Annotated in this window: 15 protein-coding genes, 1 tRNA gene and 1 riboswitch; of the genes, 2 read left to right on the forward strand and 14 right to left on the reverse strand. The window is 39.7% G+C overall.

The genetic code is table 11. The annotated features are described in order from the left end of the window. Positions 1-178 precede the first annotated feature (178 nt). The 5 genes from EO114_RS04625 to tadA form a co-directional block, all read right to left on the reverse strand. Entirely contained in the window at positions 179-2,161 is a 1,983-nt protein-coding gene (locus EO114_RS04625; protein WP_127061800.1) for an AlwI family type II restriction endonuclease, read from the reverse strand. Between the two features lie 12 nt (positions 2,162-2,173). Then, positions 2,174-4,327 carry a Dam family site-specific DNA-(adenine-N6)-methyltransferase gene (locus EO114_RS04630; RefSeq protein WP_127061801.1) on the reverse strand — a complete coding sequence of 718 codons (2,154 nt, stop codon included), beginning with the start codon at positions 4,325-4,327 and terminating at the stop codon, positions 2,174-2,176. 230 nt (positions 4,328-4,557) lie between these two features. After that, complete coding sequence (locus EO114_RS04635; RefSeq protein WP_127061803.1) at positions 4,558-5,400, reverse strand: DUF362 domain-containing protein; 843 nt, start codon at positions 5,398-5,400, stop codon at positions 4,558-4,560. A 66-nt stretch (positions 5,401-5,466) separates the two neighbouring features. Then, positions 5,467-5,557: transfer RNA gene (locus EO114_RS04640), tRNA-Ser, on the reverse strand. Next, positions 5,511-6,008, reverse strand: coding sequence for a tRNA adenosine(34) deaminase TadA (tadA, locus tag EO114_RS04645; protein ID WP_071814776.1), 498 nt, complete (start codon positions 6,006-6,008; stop codon positions 5,511-5,513). Before tadA ends, EO114_RS04640 begins: the two co-directional genes overlap by 47 nt. Positions 6,009-6,144: 136 nt before the next feature. On the opposite strand from tadA, the gene ispE reads away from it, so the two are divergent. Together ispE and EO114_RS04655 are read left to right on the forward strand one after the other, a co-directional pair. After that, positions 6,145-7,029 (forward strand): 4-(cytidine 5'-diphospho)-2-C-methyl-D-erythritol kinase, encoded by an 885-nt coding sequence (gene ispE, locus EO114_RS04650; RefSeq protein ID WP_009352886.1) that lies wholly within the window; start codon positions 6,145-6,147, stop codon positions 7,027-7,029. After that, positions 7,026-7,715, forward strand: coding sequence for a GntR family transcriptional regulator (locus EO114_RS04655; protein ID WP_009352903.1), 690 nt, complete (start codon positions 7,026-7,028; stop codon positions 7,713-7,715). Before ispE ends, EO114_RS04655 begins: the two co-directional genes overlap by 4 nt. 180 nt (positions 7,716-7,895) lie before the next feature. Here EO114_RS04655 and gltB read toward each other — a convergent pair whose 3' ends face one another. The 9 genes from gltB to EO114_RS04700 all read right to left on the reverse strand — a co-directional run bounded on the left by gltB (position 7,896) and on the right by EO114_RS04700 (position 26,341). Continuing rightward, complete coding sequence (gene gltB, locus EO114_RS04660) at positions 7,896-12,482, reverse strand: glutamate synthase large subunit (RefSeq protein ID WP_009352978.1); 4,587 nt, start codon at positions 12,480-12,482, stop codon at positions 7,896-7,898. Between the two features lie 416 nt (positions 12,483-12,898). Further along, entirely contained in the window at positions 12,899-13,918 is a 1,020-nt protein-coding gene (locus EO114_RS04665) for a branched-chain amino acid aminotransferase (RefSeq protein ID WP_009352867.1), read from the reverse strand. A 304-nt stretch (positions 13,919-14,222) separates the two neighbouring features. Continuing rightward, entirely contained in the window at positions 14,223-15,665 is a 1,443-nt protein-coding gene (locus EO114_RS04670) for a [FeFe] hydrogenase, group A (RefSeq protein WP_127061805.1), read from the reverse strand. Between the two features lie 315 nt (positions 15,666-15,980). Then, the gene (gene meaB, locus EO114_RS04675; RefSeq protein WP_009352979.1) at positions 15,981-17,165 is read right to left on the reverse strand and encodes a methylmalonyl Co-A mutase-associated GTPase MeaB; all 1,185 of its coding nucleotides are present in this window, start codon (positions 17,163-17,165) and stop codon (positions 15,981-15,983) included. Between the two features lie 127 nt (positions 17,166-17,292). After that, complete coding sequence (gene scpA / locus EO114_RS04680) at positions 17,293-19,476, reverse strand: methylmalonyl-CoA mutase (protein ID WP_126941060.1); 2,184 nt, start codon at positions 19,474-19,476, stop codon at positions 17,293-17,295. Then, complete coding sequence (locus EO114_RS04685) at positions 19,477-21,651, reverse strand: methylmalonyl-CoA mutase family protein (RefSeq protein ID WP_127061807.1); 2,175 nt, start codon at positions 21,649-21,651, stop codon at positions 19,477-19,479. A 308-nt stretch (positions 21,652-21,959) separates the two neighbouring features. Continuing rightward, a riboswitch (cobalamin riboswitch) is annotated at positions 21,960-22,136 on the reverse strand. 455 nt (positions 22,137-22,591) lie between these two features. Then, positions 22,592-23,527: a LysR family transcriptional regulator gene (locus EO114_RS04690; RefSeq protein ID WP_126941058.1), complete on the reverse strand. Its 936-nt coding sequence runs from the start codon at positions 23,525-23,527 to the stop codon at positions 22,592-22,594. Positions 23,528-23,784: 257 nt separating this feature from the next. Further along, a complete protein-coding gene (gene dcuC / locus EO114_RS04695) occupies positions 23,785-25,146 on the reverse strand; it encodes a C4-dicarboxylate transporter DcuC (RefSeq protein ID WP_126941057.1) in 1,362 nt (453 codons plus the stop codon). 34 nt (positions 25,147-25,180) lie between these two features. Further along, entirely contained in the window at positions 25,181-26,341 is a 1,161-nt protein-coding gene (locus EO114_RS04700; RefSeq protein ID WP_126941056.1) for a M20 family metallopeptidase, read from the reverse strand. Positions 26,342-26,566: the final 225 nt, after the last annotated feature.

The following is a 26,566-nucleotide window of genomic DNA, read 5'->3' on the forward strand; positions in this document are numbered from 1 at the left end:
ATGATTTGTTATAGCACATATTCCAATATTATTTTTATGCATCTCCTCTATAAAGCAAATTGGTTCTATTTCCCTTCCTACTCCATCACCATTTTTACATTTTTGGGTATGTAAATGTAAATCAATTTTTTTCATTCTACCACTCTAATTCTAAAATATCAATTATCTAACATTAAAATTATACCTTATATCCTTTAGTTGCTTCTCGTATTAAACCATCATGCCAATCAATATCTCCTAACTCTTTATTGTGATATACATCAAATACTTGGTACAAATGTCTATAAGAAATATTACGCTCTATAATTTTCTTTAGAGCCTGTGTATCCATAGAAATAATTTTCATACCATCAATAGTTACTTCATTTTTAGTGTATGGAATTAGCTTTCTATATCTAAAATCATATACAACATTTTTATCTAAATAAGTACTAACAAACAGACTATAATCAAACTGATTATTATAGCGAATCCTATAATCCCCTAAATGCCTCGAAACAGGTTCCATCTCCATTCTTCTCTGATTACTTCCATCTGCAAGAGTTGCTTCTAATAACAAGGAATGTTCAGGATAGTCACTACACGCTTCATACTTATAGATAATATCAGCATACCCACCAGCTGCATGAGTTTTAGGTAGAAGATTGGCTTCCAAGGACAAATTCATAAACTCCAAAATATTACCTTGTCGCTCACTAACTTTATACCATATGATCCCCAATATATATTCAAAAATGGTTGGAATAGTTGCTTCATCGGTAACTAACTCTTCAATTCTGCTATCATTCCGTGTTTCGAAACATTGCAACAATTCAATGAGTGTATCATCAGTGAATCTCTTATCAATCATTATATTGAATCTTCTATAACGCTCATCATTAATATATGTTGATGCTTGATCTGCACTATCAATTCTAATTCCTAGATCTTGACTTAAAGTTCTATATATTTTACTCATATCTATAGTAAATGCAGATGATATAGCCTCTAGCTCTACATCAACTTGTAGATTCCCATCTTTTATAAACGCAACACGATATAACTCATCTATGATTTCTTTAAAATAATATTTAGGAATCATATCTAATTTGATTGTGCGATCTTCAAAAATCAATACATCCGCGAGATTAAAATACCTTCTATTTAAATCAAAGTAATCCGCCAACGTTGATATCGCCTTAAATACATGTAGATATTCAAAAAATACCTTTTTCAACTCCAGTTCATTTCTGCATGATAAGAATGGACAATTTTCTGATATCGATTCTTTCCCTTTTCTTCTTATGGACGAAATATTAGTAGTTCGGAATAACAAGTTTCTCCACAATGTGCCCGGTCTTTGATTTATATTTTTCGCAGCTTGCAATAATCCTTCGTAATCATTTTTCCCTTCAAGAAATATTCCTTTTACATTTTCATATAATTCGTAATAAGGTTTATCATAGCTCCGACTTTTACGATTAATCCCTATTGTACAAATTACATCTTCATCAACCTCAGAATCCATGAACACATTCAAAGCCAACTTATAATTATCCATCTGCATCAATCTCTTAAAGATAATTTCCTCGGTTTTAATTTTCCCTAATCTATAAGATTTTATATCTTTAATAATTTGCTCAGCACTTTCACTATCCTTGATTAATGGAATAAAATATGTAAACTCATCATACGTTAAAAACTCTAGTTCAGTTAAACATTTGAGCACAGCAATAAAAGGTCTAATAATACACCCACTTACATCCACGCTTGTTTTTAACAGTTGCTTTAAATACATAAAGCTATCGCCACTAATATTGAAATCATTATTGACTTCAAATACTCCTGTAGTTGTTACATCTAGCAGAGTTCTACCTGCTTCCGTAAGTATTCTGTCTGCTGTAACAAGGCCAATTTCTACTAGCCCAGAAGTTTTTTCTCTAGCATCTTTATCTTTTCGACTTGCTTCCCCTGTAACAAATCCCTTATCTTTCATAAAGTTATAATATTGTTCTTGAATTGTAGGGCGCCATTCCCATTGTGATTTCTTGATAATTTCACGATAAAACTCATCAAGCAACAGTAATTGTTCCTCTATTTTTAAATTTAATTTTGCAGTTCTAAAACTTGTGGTCCCCACAACCCAGCAAAAACTCTGATATGAGATAACTGTATTAGACATTGACTCACCTCTTTAGTCCACCAAATAATTTGTAATCAGCACTTCCTTAGAGATACTATCCTTATCTTTTCTATGATAATTACTATTGGAGTAACTTTTATCTAAGTAATGACAAGTATATCCATTGGCTTCAACCCAGTCATATAGAAGATGATTTTTTTTACCCTTACTTTCTAATACATTCGATAACGCAAATGTAAATCCTTTTTTATTGGCCTCGTCCAAAAAATTTAGTAAATCTTTTTCATCATGTTCTGTCCACATTCCATTTTCATTATAGGTCGCACTAGTTATTAAATATGGTGGATCACAATATATAAACGTTCCTGCCCCAAAATCATCTAACAAGATATCTCTAAAATCTTTTTCCATGAATTGAACATCTTTATTCTTTAACTCCTCAGAAAACAAGACCAATTTACTTCTCATCTTTGAATTAAAATCTCGTTTCCCTACAGGAAGATTAAACATACCTTTTCTGTTAAACCGAATCTGATTGTTAAAGGAATACACCATTAATACATAAAGCATCACATAATCGATTGTACCATCACTATATTTAGCATTAAAATCATCTCTCAACTTTGTAAATTTTTCTTTATTATACTCAGCCAACCCCTTGCTACTATTACAATTATAATACGCATATCCATATAATGCTGTATTAGATAGACCATATTCTTCAATCATCTTATCTATAAAAGTTAGCAACTCATTCGTTTCAGAAGTTTTTATAAATTTCATTAACCCAATCACACGATCATTCAGGTCATTAAAAATAACTTTTGAAGATAAAGAATTAATTCCTACATTGCCACCACCAGCAAAAATATCTAAGAATACCTCTTTTTCATCAAATAATGGCTGAATTTGATCTAATAGCTTAAACTTTCCTCCAATATAATTAAATGGGCTTGCTATATTAACTTTCTTTGTTGCATCGTATACTTCACACAAAAATAACCGCTCTTTATTATCTTTGATATCTGATTTGCCCGTTGAAAATGCTTTATAGTCTGCTTCAAATATTGTCACTTTTCCTTTTTGGCGCAAAATTCTAATGATATCTTCGTCTGAAATTTTAGCATTTGATCGGTCATTTCCCTTATCTGACATATTATTATATGAAAGTAAAATGTATTTTACATTTGCCTTATCAATCAAATCTTCAAATGCTTTTGTTGCATTAATCATACAATAATCACTTTTTATAGAGGATCTATCCATTTTTCTAGCAACACCATGTACTTCTGGTTTTTCCCATCGTGCTACATTTTCAAGCAAGTGATAGGCATCACAATATTGTCTTGAATTATACGGCGGATCTAAATATAATAAATCCCCCTTAATCGACTTTACCAATATATTAGCGTCAAGATTATAGCAACTGTTATTCGGGTTTATACACATCTCTGGTAGTAGCACATGTAAAACCAATGATTTATCAAACTCTAATTTTTTCCTATATGCATCATAATGTCCTACCGTATTTGCAATTTTATCCATAGCATATAATAATGCTGTAATCAAAATTGCATATTCCTTGAAGTTGATTTCTTTAGATTTATATTTTAACTCTATATCTTCTCTAATATATCCTATCTTGCTACAATCATCTGCAGAAAAAAATGTATCTCCAAAGTTCTCTCTCATATAGTTATTTTCTTTTGTTTCGATTTGATTGTACTCATAGATAATCTCTACTATTTTTTTACTAGAATACGCTTCTGCACCAAACCAAGCATAATTTGAAATATAATTGCTATACAACAAATCATTGGTGATAAGCATTTTATCTTTAAAAGCATTAGAAACTGCGCCTGTTCCGCTAAAAATGTCTATGACAATATTAATCCCTTTACAATTTTCTTCAATAGTCTTTCTTATAAAATCAGAAAGAGAGTACTTATTTCCTAAATATCTTCTATTATTGATAAATAATTTTTTTAGACCTAATTCTGCTATTAACTGTTCAATATGATCGCTAGGCTTCTCATCTTCCATATTAAGCTTTGTTTTCAAAACTTTAATAATCTCTTCATTCCAAAGATATCGCCCTGTATCACTTTTAGGTACGACAATGTTTTCTTTTTCAATCAATTTATATAAGTACGCTTTAGAAATATCTAGTTCTTTGATAATTTCAGCAACAGTAACATTTTCCATTCTATATCCCTCTTGCCACATTTTCCCTATTTAGTAGACATTATACCATAAAAACTACCCCTTCTCTATTAAAATCTTCCTAAAATATGGATGCTAATAGCATCTATTTTTTATACATATACAACATAAATTATGTATATTTCTAACTCCTAATCCTCTCCTAGATACAAAAATCTCTAGTATACGCTATGCCTTACGCACTCGCTTACACTAGAGATTTTTATTATCTATTAAATTTTTTCACCATAGAAGATTAACTCTTCGTCTTTCACTAAGGCGTAGGAACGTGTACCAAGTCCCATGCGGTCCGCACGAAGTAAGATGGCTTGCCATTCGCTGTTAGGGGAAATATCTTTGAAATAATCCCACGTGCGTTTTTCCACTGTACTCAACACGCCATTTTCCACTGGTGTGGCTTGGGTAATAATATCTCCCAACGCTTCGTCCATAGCCACCATGTCATAGGATACAACAATGCCTAAGTTACCTACGATTTCGTTAGTAGCACCAGCCTCTTTCAGCTTATCTTGGTTCACATAATCCGCCACAACATCCATCGCTACCCCTACATGGAATCGTTGACGATTTCTAGTAGCAGCTGCTGCATATTCAGACACCGCTTTATGATGCTCTGTACCTGTTAAGGCTACCAATTCACGACGACCTTCTAGGCTCGCAGAGTACCACCCTGTATTGTTCACAGCCCCAGAGAATCCGCTGTACTCATTCGCTTTAATGTGGTTTACAGAAATCACCACATCACTGGTAGCAATGCGTTCATCGATATAAGCTACTTTCACAGATTCACCATCAGGAATGATGACCTCACGGGAATGATGGCTAGGCTCATCTACATAGACTACAGTGCCACCTTCGGATTCGATGCGTGCTTTCATGTATGCCACTACCGTTTCATACGCCTCATAATCGCTGTGCAAATCATTGCGAAGTAGAGCCACTTTTTTGCCAGCGCAACCAATTTCATCAAAGCTGATTTTACACAACAAAAAATCTAATCGTTTATGGATTAATTCTTGATTAACCTCTTGTAAAGGGGAGTAATATACTTCCATATCATACCTCCTATAACTACGTCATTTTGTAAAAAAGGGCTGCATCTACTGACACAGCCCTTACTTTGGCGGAGAGAGGGGGATTTGAACCCCCGCGCCAGTTTCCTGACCTACCGCATTTCGAGTGCGGACTCTTCAGCCACTTGAGTACCTCTCCGTATACGACGGCGTTCTTTGAAAAAATCTTTCATAATTTGACTGCATTCTTCTTGCAATACACCCGATAACACCTGTGGTTCATGGTTTAAATTCGGATGTGAAAGTACATTAAACAAAGATTCTACCGCACCGCCCTTATAATCACTACTGCCATAGACAACACGATCTATACGACTATTAATAATAGCACCAGCACACATAGGGCACGGCTCTATGGTAACATAAAGCGTACAACCGGTCAACCGCCACCTTTCAAGCATAGCATTCGCCTCACGGATGACAAGGACCTCTGCATGAGCCGTCGCATCATGGTCAATCTCGCGTCTGTTGTGATGACGACTGATAATCTTGCCTTCATGCACTAATACTGCACCAATAGGAATCTCACCCATATCATAGGCCTTACGTGCCTCTACCAAGGCTTCACGCATATACTCTTCATCAGTCATACAGTCACTTCCTTTCCAATTGCCGCTACACAATAGAATACCATACTTTCAGAGAATCGTCACTTCTTAAGCTAATTATGATATAATAAAGAGTACATGTAAACATTTTCGATGACTTCACTGAGGTGACAATCTTATGGAACAACGAGCTTTTAGTAAAATCAATGTAGGTCTTGCTATCACGGGCAAACGTGATGATGGGTACCACGATATAGATACCATTTTTCAATCTATTTTCTTAGGGGATTCCCTCTATTTCGCGCGTCACCATTCTGTGGTGTTCTCTGGCGATGCTCCTGAACTGCCTTATTATATGGCACAATTAATTCCCTATACAGAAAGTAATATTGCTATGAAAGCCCTTCGTATGGTGCAAGACTATACGGGCTGTAAACAAGGGGCTGCTATTCATTTGTTAAAACGAGTTCCCCCTTGTGCTGGTATGGGCGGTGGTAGTGGTGACGGTGCCGCTATGCTACTAGGCCTTAACAAGTTTTGGGACCTGCGCTTAACCGATGAAGAACTATTGACCATGGCTTCTAAACTCGGATCTGATGTACCATTCTTACTAAAAGGCGGCACTGCCCGTGGCACCGGTCGAGGAGAACTATTAGAAACTTTACCAACTAGTAGTGCTCAATGGCTACTGATCGTAAAACCAGAAGTGAGTATTTCCACGGCAGAAGCCTACGGAAGATTTGCAGGGACTTCTCGTGTCACTTCAGACACGATGGATACCGTTACTGCACATATGAATGCCAAAGACTTTTGTCAAGCTTTTATTAGTAGTGACAACACCTTTGAAGAATTAATATTCCCTGTCCATCCAGAACTTACAGCATGTAAGCAATTTTTCTTAGACCGTGGATTTCCCACCATCATGACAGGTAGCGGTCCTACTATGGTGGTTCTATTGGAAAAAGCACTGGATGCAATTCGATTACAAGAAGAAATCAAAAAAGCTGGTTATAACTGGCTTTCACTAATTACGAAAACACATGATGAGGAGGCCCTACGATGAATGCACCACGTTTACAACCCATCCGTTTAGACGCTTACAAACCGCTTCGTGAAATTGTTAGCGATGCTTTGCGTCAAGCCATTCGCGATGGTATTTTACCACCAGGAGAACGTCTCATGGAGATTCCTCTTGCGGAAGAACTCGGTGTGAGCCGCACCCCTATCCGTGAAGCCATCCGCATTTTAGAGCAAGAAGGACTCATTGTTATGATTCCTCGCCGTGGTACCTATGTGGCAGATATGAGTTTGAAAGATGTAACAGAAGTGTTTGAACTTCGTTCTATCTTAGAAGAATTAGCCGCAGAACTAGCTGCAGAACGTATTACGAATGAAGAAATCGAGGCCTTAGAGCAACATCTTGTAGAAATCGGCAATTACATGAACGAAAATAACTTAGACAAAGTCGTACAAGCCGATATTCTATTCCATGAAATCCTTTATAAAGCTTCTCGTAATGATCGTCTTGTTGAAATGATAAACAATCTACGGGAACAAACATTGCGGTTCCGTACATTGTCTATGAGCCAAACAGGTCGTCTTGCCAAAACTTGGGATGAACATCGTCAACTTGTGGAAGCTATCTCCGATCGCGATGTGGAACGAGCTCGCCAGATTGCTCGTATCCATATGGAAGAATCGGAGAAAACATTGTTAGAAGGTATGCAATTAAAAAGTCATGAAGGCTAATATATCTTCCACATATCATACTTCAAATTAAAAGGGTCCTCTCGGACCCTTTTTTAGTTATCAGAGTATAAATAGAGAGGAAAGTTGATGCATTTTGCTCAACTTTCCTCTTTTTTACACAACGATTCAGTTTATGGATAGAGTTCCCCCTAGATATATCGGTTACCTAAGATCTACCCTCTATTTTCCACTCATATATTTTGCTTTAAATGCTGCTAATTGTGCTTCTTCTAATGCCATGCCTTCCTCTTGGAAGTGAGCGATACTTTGCTCCATTTCTTCGTAAGCTGTTGGCACGATTTTCGTAAAGCGATCTTTGTACAATACCCAGTTTTCTAACATATGTCGACCTTGTTTAGAGTTTGTATGCAATACATGTTGTCGTATTAGCTCATGAATCCGTGCTAAATCACTTTCACTAGTTTTACGAAGTTCCACAAGTCCTGTATTACAGTAGCGTCCATCTAAATCAAGGACGTACGCATAACCACCGGACATGCCAGCCCCAAAGTTACGGCCCACACGGCCAAGGACAAGGACCTCACCACCAGTCATGTATTCGCAACCGTGGTCACCTACACCTTCTACAACGGCGGTAATACCGCTGTTACGAACGCAGAACCGTTCCCCAGCCACACCGTTGATATAGGCAGTACCAGAAGTAGCCCCATAGAATGCCACGTTACCGATTAAGATGTTTTCATGCGCCTCATAGGTAGCAGCTTTTGGTGGGTACGCAATGATAGTACCACCAGACAAGCCTTTGCCAAGATAGTCGTTGGCATCACCTTCAAGTTCCAATGTCATACCATTCGGAATGAAAGCGCCGAAGCTTTGACCTGCAGAACCAACGAAATTCAATTTGATAGTATTCTCTGGCAAGCCCGTTTCACCGTAACGACGAACCACCTCGCCACCAACTAAGGTACCTACTACACGATTCACATTGCTGATAGCCAATTTGGCACGAATTGGTTTTTGATCATCCAAGGCAGGACGGCACATACGAAGTAATTTTTTCATATCCAAGGTGCGTTCCAATTCATGGTCTTGGTCGATGCTGTGTAAATGTCCCACAGACGCATCTGTATATGGTTTGAACAAGATTCGTTTCAAGTCCACACGAGACAATTTGAAATTATCGTCCTGTGAGCGTTGGCGTACTAAGTCAATACGACCTACTAACTCACGAACACTGCGGATACCTAAACGAGCCATGATTTCACGCAATTCTTGGGCGATAAACTTCATTAAGTTTTCCACATATTCTGGTTTACCTGTAAACTTAGCACGCAATTTCTCATCTTGTGTGGCCACACCATACGGACATGTATTCATATGGCAAACCCGTGCCATACGACAGCCCACTGCCACTAATGGCAAGGTACCAAATCCGAATAATTCTGCTCCCAACAAGGCTGCGATCGCCACATCATAACCAGTCATCAGTTTACTGTCCACTTCCAGCTGTACACGGTCACGCAAACGGTTCAACATCAAGGTTTGATGCGTTTCTGAAAGGCCCAATTCCCATGGCACACCTGCATGTTTTACAGATGTACGACCTGCTGCGCCAGTACCACCATCGTAGCCGGAGATGAGGATGCTGTCTGCTTTCGCTTTGGCTACCCCTGCGGCAATGGTACCTACCCCAGCTTCTGAGGTCAATTTTACGGAAATCGCTGCACTTGGATTGACGCATTTCAAGTCGTAAATCAACTCTGCCAAGTCTTCGATGGAGTAAATATCGTGATGTGGTGGCGGAGATACCAGTTCTACACCTGGTGTGGAGTGACGAGCTTTGGCAATCTCTGGATATACCTTTTTACCCGGTAATTGACCGCCCTCACCTGGTTTCGCTCCTTGGGCACATTTGATTTGTAATTCTTTCGCATGTACCAAGTAATTCGTTGTTACCCCAAAGCGACCTGATGCAATTTGTTTTACTTCACTATTGCGATTATCTCTATTGGCATCGAGAACAAAGCGACTTGTATCTTCGCCGCCTTCCCCAGAGTTCGATGTAGATCCTAAACGGTTCATAGCGATGGCAATAGTTTCGTGGGCCTCTTTACTGATAGCACCGTAACTCATAGCGCCAGCTTTAAAGCGTTTCACAATGTCTTCCACTGGTTCTACTTCTTCCACAGGAATACCGCCACCTACAGGGAAGTTCAATTCCATCAAGCTCCGTAAGGTCACATGGTAATCATTTCGAATCATTTTGGAATATTCTTTGTATCTATTGTAATCCCCTTCGATTAAGGATGTTTGTAATAACTTAATCGTATCTGGATTGAATAAATGCTCTTCCCCATCTTTCATAGGTCCGTACCAACCACCTGGTTCAAGGACTTTCACATCTTCTTTGAAAGCCCGTTGGAATCGTTCCAATGTTTCATGAGCTACGCCACCTAAGCCGATACCACCAATGCGTGTCGGTGTGTTCGGGAAGTAGGTACTAATAAAGTTCGTATTCAATCCCAATGCCTCAAAGATTTGTGCCCCATGGTAGCTACGTACAGTGGAAATACCCATTTTCGACATCACTTTCATAATGCCCGACACAGAGGCCTTGATGTAGTTTGCTTCTGCTTCCTCTGGTGTAAGGTCTCCCAATCGGTTGGTGGCTTGTAAGTCACGTACTGTTGCTAATGCCACATATGGATTGATGGCCGTTACGCCATAGCCTAAGAGTGTACAGAAATGATGCACTTCACGAGGTTCCCCAGATTCTAAGATTAAGCCCATTTCCGTGCGTAATACAGTGTTAATTAAATGATTGTGCACCGCTGCCACTGCCAATAAAGCTGGAATCGGCGCATGGTGTTCGTCCACGCCACGGTCAGACAAGATCAACACATTTTGGTCTGTGCGAGCTGCTTCCTCTGCATCCTTGCACAAACGGTCTAAGGCTTCTTTCATACCCTCAGCACCTTTGGCTGGGTCAAACAAGATGGACAAGGTCACGGATTTCATGCGACGGCAGTCCAATTGTTTAATACTTGCCAATTCTTGATTCGTCATGATAGGTGTCCGCATGGATACTGCATAGGTGCCCACTTTGTTAGGGTCCGTCAAGTTACCGCTATTTCCGAGCATCACTCGTGTGGATGTCACCATTTCTTCGCGGATAGCATCGATTGGGGGATTTGTCACCTGTGCAAAAAGCTGTTTAAAATAGGAGTATAACATTTGTGGTTTGTCCGACAAGATTGCTAGCGGCGCATCAGCCCCCATAGATCCTACAGGATCTTTCCCATCTTTTGCCATAGGGATAATCATGCGTACCAAATCTTCTTGGGTATAGCCGAATACTTGTTGTTGCATGAACAAGTCCCCTACCTCAGGGATACTCTCTTCCGTAGCTTGTTGAATCTCCGACAAGTGGATCACATGTTCTTTCACCCACTCATTGTAAGGAAGTTCTGTAGCCACACGGTGTTTGATTTCTTCATCAGAAATGATGCGACCTTCTTCTGTGTCGATTAATAGCATTTTACCTGGTTCTAAACGGCCTTTGGCACGAATCATATCATCTGCTTCATTTACAACGCCCACTTCGGATGCCATAATCACACGGTCATCTGCTGTCACATAGTAACGAGCTGGACGCAAGCCATTTCTGTCTAAGACACCACCGATCACAGTCCCATCAGTAAAGCCCATTGCCGCTGGACCATCCCATGGTTCCATCATGAAACTATTAAATTCATAGAAGTCGTGTTTTTCTTGGCTCATCAAGGTATTGCGTTCCCATGGTTCTGGAATCATCATCATAATCGCATGAGGTAAGCTACGGCCTGTCATATGCAAGAACTCAAGAGTATTGTCGAACATGGCAGAGTCAGATCCTGTATCATCAACAACAGGGAACACTTTTTTAATATCCGGGAACAATGGCGACTCTGCTTTTCCTTCACGAGCATTGATCCAGTTCACATTACCACGAATGGTGTTGATTTCCCCATTATGTACTAAATAACGGTTAGGATGGGCCCGTGCCCAACTTGGAAATGTATTCGTACTGAAACGAGAATGAACCATCGCCAAGGCAGAGGTGAAATCTAAATCGTTCAAATCTAGGTAAAAGTTTCGTAATTGCACTGGTGTCAACATACCTTTGTAGACGATCGTTTTAGAAGACAAAGAGGCAATGTAGAAATCGCTACTCATTTCTTTGCTCAATGGGACGATGCGTTTTTCTGCAATTTTACGAATCATATATAATTTGCGTTCAAACTCCGCTTGGTTTGTCACATCTTGACCTTTACCGATAAGAATTTGGATCATCCAAGGACGAATTAATGCCGCCTCATGACCAACTGCTGTAGAGTCTACCGGAACTTCCCGCCAGCCCAATACAATTTGACCTTCTTCACGAACTACTTCTTCTAAGATTTGCTTTTGCTCATTCCGTAATGTTTCATACTTATGAGCAAAGACCATACCCACCCCGTAGTCACCAGCAGGTGGTAAATGGATACCTAACACTTCGCACTCACGGCGGAAAAAATCATGTGGAATTTGCACTAAGATGCCCGCTCCATCGCCAGTATCCTTATCGGCGCCAGCACCACCACGGTGCTCCAATCGCTCAAGAATACGCAAGCCGTCGTCGATAATATCATGGGATTTTTTACCTTTAATATTCACCACAAATCCCATGCCGCACGCATCTTTTTCAAATTGGGAACTATACAAACCATTTGCTTCCAAATGTCGCTGCTCCTCATGTTGTTTTGCAATGGTACTCATTTCCATCATAACCCTCTCCTCCTTTAGGCTCTCTATCACTATACTAGCGTACTTAACACTAGGCATACATATACTGAAAGTTCTAATTCACCTATGCTTTTTGACTATACGTATAGCTGTCTAACTATAAACCGGATGAGTATGTACCTTTTTGATCTTTCTTCTGTAAGAATTAGATTCTTATCTTAATACATAACTTCAGTGTATATCAGTTATATATAATAGTTATTATTCTATAGAATATAGAACTGTATATTATACTAGCAAAAATTATTGTATATTTCAATACACATTACTTATGTATACATGTATTCTTAAATTTGGACCATCTCATACTACTTTCATATCTCCCTATATAGGAATATACAAAAACGCATAGCTACCCCAAGGTAACCATGCGTTTACGTCATTGTAAAAGTATTCTATTATACGATGCGAACAATCCAGCCTTCTGGTGCTTCGATTTCACCATGTTGAATGCCAAGTAATGTTTCGCGCAATTTTGTTAATGTTGGTCCCATTTCATCCATGCCGCTTGGGAAGAAGATATCTTCTTCTTTTGTATGCACCATGCCAACAGGAGAAATAACAGCCGCTGTACCGCAAAGACCACATTCAGCAAAGTCTTTCAATTCTTCTTTATACACTTCACGATGTTCTACGGTCATGCCCAAATAATGTTCAGCTACATACATCAAGGAACGACGTGTAATCGATGGAAGAATACTATCGGATTTAGGCGTTACTAATTTGCCATCTTTCGTGATGAAAATAAAGTTCGCTCCACCAGTTTCTTCTACTTTTGTACGAGTTTGTGGATCCAAATACATATTCTCTGCATACCCTGCTTCATGGGCTGCTTCTAGAGCATGCAAGCTCATAGCATAGTTCAAACCCGCTTTAATATGACCTGTACCATGTGGTGCTGCACGGTCAAAATCGGAAATTTGGATTTTTAATGGCTTCACACCGCCTTTGAAATAATCCCCTACTGGAGTACCAAAAATACGGAATTGGAACTCATCTGCCGGTTTAACACCGATAACACTGTTCGTACCCATCAAGAATGGACGAAGATACAAACTACCACCCGTGCTGTATGGAGGAACAAAGTCTTGGTTCGCTTTTACTACTTCTTTCACAGCCTCGATAAAACGATCCGTTGGAAATGGTTGCATCACAAGATATTTTGCAGAATCATGCAAACGCTGTGCATTTAAATCTGGACGGAAACACACAATATGACCATCCTTCGTGTAATACGCTTTCAAACCTTCAAAAATTGTTTGCGCATATTGGAATACACCAGCACATTCATTGAGGACAATATTCGCCTCATCCGTCAAACCGCCTTCATCCCATTGACCATCCTTGAAATTAGACACATAACGGAATGGCGTTTCTTTATAACTAAAATCTAAATTATTCATATCAATCTTTGCCATACTGTCCTCCTACTATTTCATACCTGTGAAAGCCGTGAAAGTATACGTATATCTATCCTTCTAGCCCTTCACATTATATGAATACTCACTGATTTGTATTTTAGATAAAAACTATTATACACCCAACACGGAAAATGTACAAGAGTATATATAGAATAGAAAAGACTCTTACGGGATGATCCCCATAAGAGTCTTTTCGTCTTGCAGTATGTTGTCATCCTTAGATGACTATATAATAACTTCGTTCAGCAGCAAACCAACTTACACATTCGCTGACTCACCGGAGTTGAAGTTACTAACTAAATTATTCCGGCTTTTTAAATTTTGGAGATGTTGGACATGTTTCAGGAGTTACGTCTTTACGAGCCCCTAAGTCACCGCTGCGATCTACATAGGTAGTATGTAACAATTCATGCGCAATGTGTCCTAATGGTTTTTCCAAGAAATTAGCGTATGCATCTTTAATTTCAGGGTTTTCATAGGAAGAACGAAGCTTCATGTTGGAGTCCCAATTATAAAGACCTTCAATACGTTCACCTTTTACTTTATTAGCCACTGGTAATTTAGCACGTGGTTGTCCACCACCGCCGATACAGCCGCCTGGGCATGCCATCATTTCGATGAAATCATATGTTTTACCAGATGCTTTCAATTCGTTCAAGAATTCACGGATGTTTTTACCACCATGACACACAGCCACGTTGATGATATGTCCACCGATTTCTACGCTTGCTTCTTTCACACCGTCCATACCACGCACATCTGTTAAGTTAAGAAGTGGAGCTGGAGATGGTTCATCACCAGTGATGAATTTGTAGGATGCACGCATCGCTGCTTCCATAACACCACCAGTATTACCGAAGATAACACCGCCACCAGTAGCAGCACCGATGAATTTATCGTATGCAGAGTCTTCTACTGCGGCAAAATCTAATTCTGCTTCACGAATCCATTGTGCAAATTCACGTGTAGTGATACAGATATCTGTATCTGGACCTAAATCTTCACCAGTGTAACGAGACGCATTGTTTTGCTCAGGACGACGAATTTCCGCTTTTTTAGCAGTACAAGGAGCGACAGACACGGATACAATTTTCTTAGGATCAATGTTCATATTTTTTGCAAAATATGTTTTTACCATAGCAGATTCCATAGCAATACAACTACGAGCGGAAGAAATATGGGATACGTATTCTGGGAAGAATGTTTCACAGAATTTTACCCATGCTGGACAACAGCTAGTGAATTGTGGCAATGGACCTGTGCCATGTAATTTACGTTCTAATAGTTCATTTGCTTCTTCCATGATGGTTAAGTCCGCACCAAAGTTAGTATCTACTACATAGTCAGCACCTAACGCACGAAGAGCACCTACCATTTTGCCTTCTTGGTATGTACCAGGCTCAAATCCAAATTCTTCACCGATAGATACACGAACAGCTGGCGCTGTTTGGATAACCACAATTTTCTCTGGATCTGCAATGGCTTCTTTTACTTTATCTAATTCTGTACGTTCGTACATTGCACCAAATGGGCAAATTACCGCACATTGACCACATTGGATACAAATAGGATTATCTCCTGTTGCTTCCAAATCATAGTAATCAAGTACGCTCATAGTGTCAGCACATGCTTTACGACAAAGAGTACAGTTCTTACATTTTTCTAAATCATGAATAATCGCCACATTATCCTCAGCAATAGGGGCACGGCGATCAAGATGTTGGAATCGACTTTCGAAACTCATTATTATGCACCTCACATAGTGTAAACAATACTAGTTATGTATTCATAAACTTTTCACCATATTATAACAAATATTCAGGCTTGTGAAAAGAAAGGCATATGCCATTTATCTTTCTATTCTTTTAAGTTCTAATAAAATTTTACACATCCATATAGAATATACATTTATATTGTTTTTATGTTACTTTTGTCACACATGTAGATTTTTATCAAATATTTTTCATTATGTATCTTTCAAAATTCATATACCCTAAAATCTACTAGGATTTAGCCCTCAGTAGCACAAAACAGGAGAGTTCCCCCTCCTGTTTCTATTTTATTTCAGCTCAAATAATGGGGTATTCTTTGCTTGATCCCCCAAAGCTGTTTGTGTAAATGTATTAATAAATTGTTGCACCGCCAATGTAGGAGTTAAACGCCCCTCAATAACCGCATCTTCAATGCCTCCACGGCAAGATACAATTTCTGGTGCACGATAGAACAAGTTTTGTAAATGTTCTTCTACCATAGAATATACCCACGATAAAGTTTGGTCACGGCGACGTGCTTGTAGCACTCCATTACCTTTACATTGTTCCATGAATTTTTCAATGACACCTTGCCATAACTCCATGATACCATCCCCAGTGTAAGCAGAGCATGTGTAGGCATGGGTTGTCCATTGTTCCGTGGCATCACGAATAAACCATAGAATACGTTCGTATTCTTGGCGTGTCACTTTTGCCCGTTGTAAATTGTCACCATCAGCTTTATTAACCACTATAGCATCGGCTAATTCCATAACACCTTTTTTCATGCCTTGCAATTCATCACCAGCGCCAGTAAGCACTACGAGCAAGAAAAAGTCTACCATGGAACGTACTGTCGTTTCACTTTGTCCGACCCCTACGGTTTCTACTAGGATTGTATCGTACCCTGCCGCTTCACATAACAGCAAGGTTTCTCTACTTTTACGAGTCAACCCGCCCAAAGTGCCACCTGATGGGGATGGGCGAATGAATGCATTCGGCTCCCGTGAAAGTTGTTCCATCCGCGTTTTATCCCCTAGGATAGAACCACCTGTCACTGTACTCGATGGATCCACCGCAAGAACGGCTACTTTATGTCCGTTTTGACACAGTTTTGTACCTAACGCTTCAATCAAGGTAGATTTACCAGCCCCAGGCACCCCTGTAATGCCTACACGGGTGGATTTACCTGTGTACGGTAACAAACGTTGGATGACTTGTTGTGCCATTTCAAAATGAGCTGCTGCATTACTTTCAATGAGGGTTATAGCCCGTGAAAGTATCATACGATTCCCTGCTAACACCCCTTCTACATAGTCATCGACGGTCAATTTTTTCCGCTTCACTACTTTAGGCGCTACCGGCTTTTGTGGTGCATGGGTATGTGCGTCCATTCCATCATGACCACCATCCACTCCACGCATGACACGGCATGCAAATTTATCATCTTTCTCCTCAGGAACCCAAGAAGGCTTATAGGTATCATCACTCATAAGACACCCTCCTTTCACCGATTCGAATATGACAAACACGCAATCAGTAGCCAGCTACAAAGTAGCACGAGGCACTGACTACGTGTCATGTCTTACCTATTTACGAGTTTAGAATCGTCTATTCAGATTATTCTTCCTCTTCTAAGCGTTCATCTAATAATTCGAGAACTTTTTTAGCACATACTGGAATGATTGTACCAGGTCCAAAGATCGCTGCTGCACCATGCTCATAGAGATAATCATAATCTTGAGCTGGGATAACGCCACCGATAACAACCATAATATCTTCACGGCCTAATTTTTTAAGTTCTTCACATAATTGAGGCATCAATGTTTTATGACCTGCTGCTAAGGAACTCATACCTACGATATGTACGTCATTATCTACTGCATCTTTTGCTGCTTCTTCTGGTGTTTGGAATAAAGGTCCGATATCTACGTCATAGCCCATATCTGCGAAGGCTGTAGAAATTACCTTAGCTCCGCGGTCGTGACCATCTTGACCCATTTTCGCTACGAAAATACGTGGACGGCGACCGTGTTTTTCTTCAAATTTTTCAGTCATGCTGCGTACTTCTGTGATTACATCGTCATCGCTGAATTCGCTGCTGTATACGCCAGAAATGGATCGAATGATCGCTTTATGACGACCACATACTTTTTCAACTGCATCAGAGATTTCACCTTTAGAGGCACGAGCACGAGCTGCTTCTACGGCTAATTCAAGCAAGTTTCCTTCTCCTGTTTCCATCGCTTTTGTAATCGCATCCAAACAGCTGCGTACTTTGTCATTATCACGATTAGCACGCAATGTTTTCAATCGTTCGATCTGTGCCAAACGTACAGCTGTATTGTCTACTTCCAAGATATCTAATGGATCTTCTTTATCAAGGCGTAAGTAGTTAACACCGACGATTTTTTCACTACCAGAGTCGATGTGCGCTTGTCGACGAGCTGCCGCTTCTTCAATACGCATTTTTGGAAGACCTGTATCAATCGCTTTAGACATACCACCCAAGGCTTCAACTTCTTGGATATGAGCCCATGCTTTACGGATCAATTGGTTAGTCAAGAATTCTACATAGTAAGAACCGCCCCATGGGTCGATAACTTTACATACGTTAGTTTCATCTTGGATATACAATTGCGTATTACGAGCAATACGCGCCGAGAAGTCTGTAGGCAATGCAATCGCTTCGTCAAGAGCGTTTGTATGCAAGGATTGGGTATGACCCAAGGCTGCTGCCATCGCTTCGATACAAGTACGAGTGATGTTATTGAATGGATCTTGTTCTGTTAAAGACCAACCAGATGTTTGGGAGTGAGTACGCAATGCCATAGATTTAACATTTTTCGGACCAAAGGATTTAACAATTTTAGCCCATAACATACGGCCTGCACGCATTTTAGCGATTTCCATGAAGTAGTTTTTACCCATTGCCCAGAAGAAGGATAAGCGCGGTGCGAATTGGTCAACTGTAAGACCCGCTGCCACACCTGTACGCAAGTATTCCAAACCATCGGCCAAGGTGTAACCTAATTCGATATCTGCTGTAGCACCTGCTTCTTGCATGTGGTAACCAGAAATGGAAATACTATTGAATTTAGGCATGTATTTAGATGTATAGGCAAAGATATCACCAATAATACGCATGGAAGCTGCTGGTGGATAAATATAAGTATTACGCACCATGAATTCTTTCAAAATATCATTTTGGATCGTACCTGCCATAACGGATTTATCTACGCCTTGTTCTTCACCGGCTAAGATATAGAAGGCCATAACTGGTAATACGGCTCCATTCATTGTCATAGATACAGACATTTGATCTAATGGAATACCAGAAAACAAGATTTCCATATCTAGAATGGAGTCTACCGCAACGCCGGCTTTACCAACGTCACCGACTACACGAGGGTGGTCAGAGTCGTAACCACGGTGAGTCGCTAAGTCGAAGGCGATAGACAAACCTTTTTGACCTGCCGCTAAGTTACGACGGTAAAAGGCATTGGATTCTTCCGCTGTGGAGAAACCTGCATACTGACGTACTGTCCAAGGACGTTGTACATACATTGTGCCATATGGTCCACGAAGATACGGAGGAATACCCGCTACATATTGTAAATGGTTACATTGATCATAAATGGAGGCATCATACACAGGACCCACATCGATTTGTTCCATAGTACGAATGAAGTTGTCATCATAGGACTTGCCAGTTTCAGCTTGTAATTGCTCTTTCCATGCATCGAAATCGGATGCTTTTGGGCTAGCAGCTGTAAAAGGAATATTTCTAAAATCCGGAATCATCTACATCATTCCTTTCTCGCGTTGCATTGCTAATAATGTTTGATAGCAATTGGAGCGTACACTAATATAATCATCCATGCCTGCTGCATCGCAAAGTTCTTTCAACTCTGGAGATGGAGCCCCTGCCAAGAATACTTTCATAGCTGGGCGAGCGGCTTTGATTGCTTTTGTCACTGCTGGTGCCAATTCTGGGTATGTATCGTCAGTGGAACATACGATTGTCACATCTGCATTCGATGCTAAAGCAGCTGCTACTGCTTCGTCCACAGTTGGGAATCCATCATTGGTAAGCACATCAAATTCAGCTACTTGCATGAAAGAAGTAACGAAATCGGCTCTCGCTTTATGTTGAGGAATTGGACCCATGTTAGCCAAGAAGATTTTAACATTATCCCCATTATGTGTTTCTTTGAAGTTTTCAGTGCGCATACGCAATTCTTCGTATTGTTCTGTCCAACGATGAGATAGAATTGCTTTCACAGTGATACCTTCACTACCATCTGCTAAGGCTTCAAAAACTTGTCCAAAGCTAGCGCCCGCTACTAATGCAGTATACGCAGCACTTACCAAAGAACCAATTTCACTGAAGTCGGATTCTTGTAATTTTTTTAGAGCTAATTCAGCTGCATCAGTTGTACCCACATTAGCTAATGCTGCTACACGAGCTTGGCGTAAGCCCTCAAAATCTACCACTGGCACTTCTAGTAATTCTTCCGTCATATTTGGATACATGTTACTACCAACGGCACGATCTTTACGGGTTGCCAAGTTTTTAAAGCGGCTTTGTAAAATAGCATCCACGGCTTCTTGCGTTTCACCAGATACTAATGTTTCTAAGATGCCACCTTTACCTTCTAATTCTTGGAACAATGCCCAAGATTTTTCAGTCAACTCTTGTGTCAATGGTTCTAAGTACCAGCTACCACCGGCAGGGTCAACTGGTTGAATGAAGTTGAACTCTTGTTGCTCCATGATTTGAATATTACGGGCAATACGGCGAGAGAATTCATCACTTGGACGAATGCAGCCATCAAGAGGTCGTACAAACATACCATCCATACCACCTACTACTGCGGAGAAGGATTGAGAACCAGCACGTAATAAGTTTACATATGGATCAAATACAGTTTGTGCAAAGTGAGATGTACTTACGAACAAGTTAATTTTCTTCGCTTCTTCATCACCGCCACAATGTTCAATAATTTGAGCCCATACCATTTTTATAGCACGTAGTTTAGCTATTTCCATGAAGAAATTAGCTCCTACACTGACATGGAAACGAATTTGTTTTGCAAATGTATTCACATCGATACCACGGCGTTCCATCTCACGTAAATATGTCACAGCCGTAGACATAGCAAAACCCAATTCTTGTACATCATTGCCACCGCCATTATGGTATACATCTGTATCTACCAAAACTGTGCGCAATTGTGGTGCATGTGCAGATGCCCAAGCAATGGTATGTGCCATATCATCGAAATATTCGTCCATAGGGCGTGATAAATGACCATCTTGTGCCAAAGTACCAATTGGATCTGCCCCAATCATACCGGACAAGGATTTTACATCCACCCCTTGAGATTCGCAAAGCGCATGTAATGCAGCCGCCCAGCATACGCTACTAGCACCTGTACGAATATCTAATTCTTTTGTAGTTAAGTCCATGCCTTTTAATAAAGCTTCCACTTCTTCTACAGTAGACAAAGACACCCCTGCGTCAGCCACATCTTTAGCTTCAGCTTTCGTAGCATCTTGTCCTTTCCGTGTAGCACTGTCCAGTGTGAAACTGATAGCTGTGCTACCTTTATCTAATTCAAATTGTAACATGTCATGCATGTCAGCAATTGTTTTTCCGTCACAACGTTGTGCAATTGTCCAAGGTGTATGGATATATCCACTAGCTTTCGCACCCCGTAAATTGCTATCACGACCAGGATATGTCAAGTTTTGAGTCAATCCCTCTTGGTCGCTCAACCAATACATTGGTTGTAAAGTAATTCCTTCGTATGTTTTTGTATACATACTTTTTTGGAAATCTTTCCCTTTCAAGATACCTTCTACCGTCGTTTTCCACTCCTCGTAGGTAGGGATAGAAAACTCATCAAACGATACATCTGGTAGCTCAAACTGTTCTTCGTGAACTTGTGGTTCATGATGCTTGTCTTGTCCCATAGTCTAGCTTCCTTTCTCTGACCACATAGGCATACGTTCCCTTACTCAAACCACTTTTCTAGTGAGATTTGCCTCATTATAGAGATTCTAATAGCTTATGTAATCGTTGCAGCTCTCATAAAATAAAATAAACAATTAGAAACTGGGTATACCCTACCCATCCCTATAACTCATCACCCTACCTAGTCTCTTACTGAAAGATATAACTATCATTCATAAAAGAAAAACCGTTTTCGATTGAAAACGGTAGGTTATGATTTAGCGTATGCACTTAGCGCAAAACCATCTCTACCCGTCTCTCGCGGATCTAACGACATGCTTCTTACGGCAGTTCTTCTGACTCAGGATCTTCGCTACGCTTCGCCTTCCCAGTTTCCCAGTGACACTACATGAAGTTTCGCTCCCCTTTACAGCGGCGGGACCGTGTTGGCTTTTCACCAAGCTTCCCTATTAAGCCTCGCGGCACCAGTAAGGCGAATATAAAGTTATACCTTGATTATAAACTGTTTTCTGAAAGAATAGAACGTCATTTACAGACTATAACAACATTTCACATTTACATAATTTTTAGTTATTATAAGATACCTATAATGCATTTTACAGTCTTACTAACGCAATGATTAGCATCTATCTCATAATAGACCATCTTTTCATTACTAATAGTTATTTAATGCATAATCTATATTTATTCTCAATAGACTCGTTACATTCTAACATATGCACATCTCTCTATATCCCTACGTCTCTCTACACACTGTCTACTAACTCGCCTCTCCTTCGTCATCTTACAGTCCTTCACTCTTCTAGTATCTACCATCATTCACTCCTTTTTCAAAAGAACTACCCATTCTATGCAATAGCACCTACTAGATATGCAAAAACAGAGGTACGCCTACAGTAGCATACCTCTGTTCTATCGCTTATATTCTATTACAAAAGCTTATTTCTTTTTCCATTCCATGACTTCAAAACCATAGTTACGAATATGTTCTTTCAATAGTTTTAAATATTTTTTCGCAATGGGACTTGGCTCTAGCATATGTGGCATTAAGTACCCCATAGTCATCGTATCTTCTACATCTAGAGGAATGGCGATGATCTTATCATCATTTAATTCACGGCTCAAAATACCAGAACTAATAGTATATCCATTCAAACCAACCATTAAATTGAAAATAGTAGCACGGTCAGATACTTTAATAGTCATTTTTCTGTCCAAAGTACTTAAAATTTCCTCTGAAAAATAGAAGGAATTATCTTCTCCCTGATCATAGCATAAGTAAGGGAAATCCTCTAGTTCTTCCAAGGTAATTTTATCTTGGTTTGCCAAGGGATGTTCTCGGCACAGAAATACATGCGGTTCCGCTTCAAATAATGGGTAGAATGTCAATTTATACTCTTTAAATAACTTTTCCATCACTTGACGATTAAAACTATTCAAATACAAAATACCCAATTCGCTTTTAAAAGTAGCTAAATCTTCAAAAATATTTTGTGTTTCTGTTTCCCGCAAACCAAATTGATATTCATCAGTATCTACACTTTTTATAAGCTCTACGAAAGCATGCACCACAAAGGCATAATGCTGAGCCGAAATAAAGAAATGTTCTTTTCGTTTGGTATTCGATTTATATCGCTCTTCTAATAATTGAATTTGATCTAGTACTTGTCGAGCATAAATCATAAATTCGCGTCCATCATGGGTTAAGGTTACCCCTGACTTAGTACGCAACAATAGTTGAACACCCATTTCGTGTTCTAGTTCTTTTACCGCATTGGATAAGCTAGGTTGGGATAAATATAATTCCTTAGCCGCTTCATTAATAGATCCTTTTTCTGCAATTTTTTCTAAATATTGTAATTGTTGTATTCTCATCTGTTTTGGCCTTTTCTATATCTATCATGAAGTACACCCTTTTGTCATTACTTTCATAGGAATGAAAAACCTAACGAGTAAGCTACAAATACTTACACGTTAGGTACTTCATGTTGTTAACGATTCCATTATTCACCCTCAGGGGGTAATAGTCTTGTACAACTATAATACATAAAAGACCACTCATCGTCAACATTTAATTTCTATCAAATCCTTAGGAATTATAATCAATCCCTATCTTATGCATCTTTCACTCATTAATGGAAAATTAAAATACAAATCGTAGAGGTAATGAATGTAATCAATACTGGCACTGCAGTTCGTTTTACTAAATCAAAACTAGAAATATTTGCCACACCAGCTACTGCAATCATAACCGCACTAATTGGGCTCAACAAACGTCCAACAGAGGCCGCATTTTGCATACCTAGTAGCATGGTAATCGCATTACCACCTAATTCTTTAGCAAAATTTGGCACTAATGGTGAGAATGCAAACATAGATGCTACACCAGAGCCCATAACAATGCTCAATACTAAGATAATCACAGATACGATAACACCCACCATATCTGCTTGGATAGAGAAGGTTTTAATGAATGCTACAAACTCATTCACAATCCCTAAGGATGTCAAACCGAATGCAAAGGTTTCCCCTGCTACAATCAACGTTACCGTATTGGTAAATTGGTCCCCCATACCTTTAAAGAAAGTTTGAATAGACGCAGCTACTTTTCGGAAATCACGCAAGCGAATCAATTCAAATATCATGGCGATGAATAAGCTTAGGAACATAGCCAAGTTAACATTCATCTTAATGCCTGCAATACCATATTTACTAAATCCTAACATAAATACAAGTGGCAAGAATGGCAATATTAAATACGCAAGAGGTCCTACTGCTACTTCTTCTTGTAGTTCTGTATGTACAACTTCGGAAGGAACATGACCGGATTTTTTATCCATGTATTGTTGCCATATGTAATGCGCAATAGCTGTCACAATACCACAAATAATGTATACTTTCAATTGATAGCCTACGAAGTATTCTTCTACTCCTAAGCCCACTGTTTTAGACACTAATAAGCTTGTAGCAGAGGCTGGTCCAATGTCCAACAAATGGCCAGTAGCTACCGCTGCCGCTGCCCCTACTGGGCTTACGCCTAAACGCACCAAAATAGGGAAGATGGTCACCATCATCAACATAGCTAGACCAGATGCGCTTGGGATTACCAAGGACATGAACATATTTAATAAGAATGTTAAAGATAATACTACATAAGGAGCTTTCATCGCTTGCAAAGGTTTTATCGCAGTTGTAACCAAGCGAGAGCTAGCACCAATGTGATCCATGTATTTAGCAAAGCCAGTACATGTCATAATCATGAGACCCAACCCTGCTGCATCCTTTGCAGTAGTATTATTAATCCACTCAAAAGCATCAAAGAACATCACACCTGTTCCTTTTTTCGCATCTACAAACTCCGTTGTATAGCCAAGGAAATACGCCCCTAGCATCATGATTAAACCGCCTAACAGCAATACTGTTTGTGCTTTAAACTTTTTAATCACCAATGTACCTGCGCCTAAAATTACGATAGCGCACAACAATAAATTCATAACTACTTCTCCTTTACCTATGAAGATAGGCTAATTAATAATTTGCTTTCGACCGTTGAAAGTCTTCTTGAATCTGAGCCAATAAGCCCGGTGTGGTGAGAATTTCCTCTACTGTAAGAGCAATCCCCTTGGCTCCGTACATAATAGCATCCTCTGCTAATTGAGTTTTCCCATTATCTAACCATTCTTGAGAATGACTAGTCACACCTCTACCTACAAATTTAACCCGTAAACAAGCTCCTGGTACGCGGAACGTAACACTGGAAAAGTCAGTAGAACCAGTTACCTTTCTCGGTTCTGAAATATCTGGAGCACCTACGATTTCCGCATTCTTTAAGAGTAAATCATTTAAGCTTTGCACATTGACCTTGTTATCATAGGCTTTTACTTCATCCCATTCCATAGTAGCTCCCACTTGCAAGGCTGCCCCTTGAGCCACTTGTTTCACGCGCTCCACCACTTCATCTAAACGAATGCGACTAGAGGAACGAATATACCACTGTGTACACGCATAATCTGGCACGATATTCGCTGCCTTACCACCATCTGTAATAATCCCATGCATACGTACTTCTGTAGGCACATGTTCTCGAAGATATTCCATGCCATTAAAGAATAACAACACTGCATCCAAAGCACTGATGCCTTTTTCTGGAGCAATCGCTGCATGAGCCGATTTGCCATGGAATTTAATATTTACCAAGTTAAGCGCTAAGGACTTGCCATCTACCGTGGTAGAATCACTGCCGTGCATCATGAAAGCCACGTCTAAATCGTCAAAAACGCCTTCTTTTGCCATCACCAATTTACCAGATGCCGTTTCCTCTGCTGGTGTCCCATACACCACCAATGTAGCTGGCACTTGCAAGGTACGACGTAAACCAATAGCTGCTGCACAGATGGAAGGCCCTTGCAGATTATGCCCACAAGCATGACCCAAACCTTCTAAGGCATCATATTCGCAGAGAAGCCCAATTTTCGGTCCTCCTCCTTGCACATGGTACACAGCACGAAATGCGGTTTGTAAACCACTCACTTCACGGTCTACAGTAAACCCTTCACTTTCCAGTAAATCTGTTAATTTACCATGGGCTAAAAACTCTTCATTCCCTAGTTCTGGATGGTCGAAGAAAAAATCATTTAATGTTTTCATGGATCCTCGCAAGGATTCAATTTCTTCTAGTAATTGACTCATCACTTTCTCCTTTCTTGCACAATAGACATGCACAACTCTATGACTACAGGAATTACATTCCCTCATTTTTCTCTTCTTCTGAAAGTCCTACTATAACTAACTAGCAATAGCAGTATTCCGAATACTACTATTATATAGATTTCTAATGAAAGTTCCAATACATATAGCATACGATTCTCCTGTTTTCTCTATGCTAATTTCATATGCATATCACTAGATTCTAAT

Origin of the sequence: Veillonella sp. 3627, assembly GCF_003992195.1 — a bacterium.
Classification (GTDB): domain Bacteria; phylum Bacillota; class Negativicutes; order Veillonellales; family Veillonellaceae; genus F0422.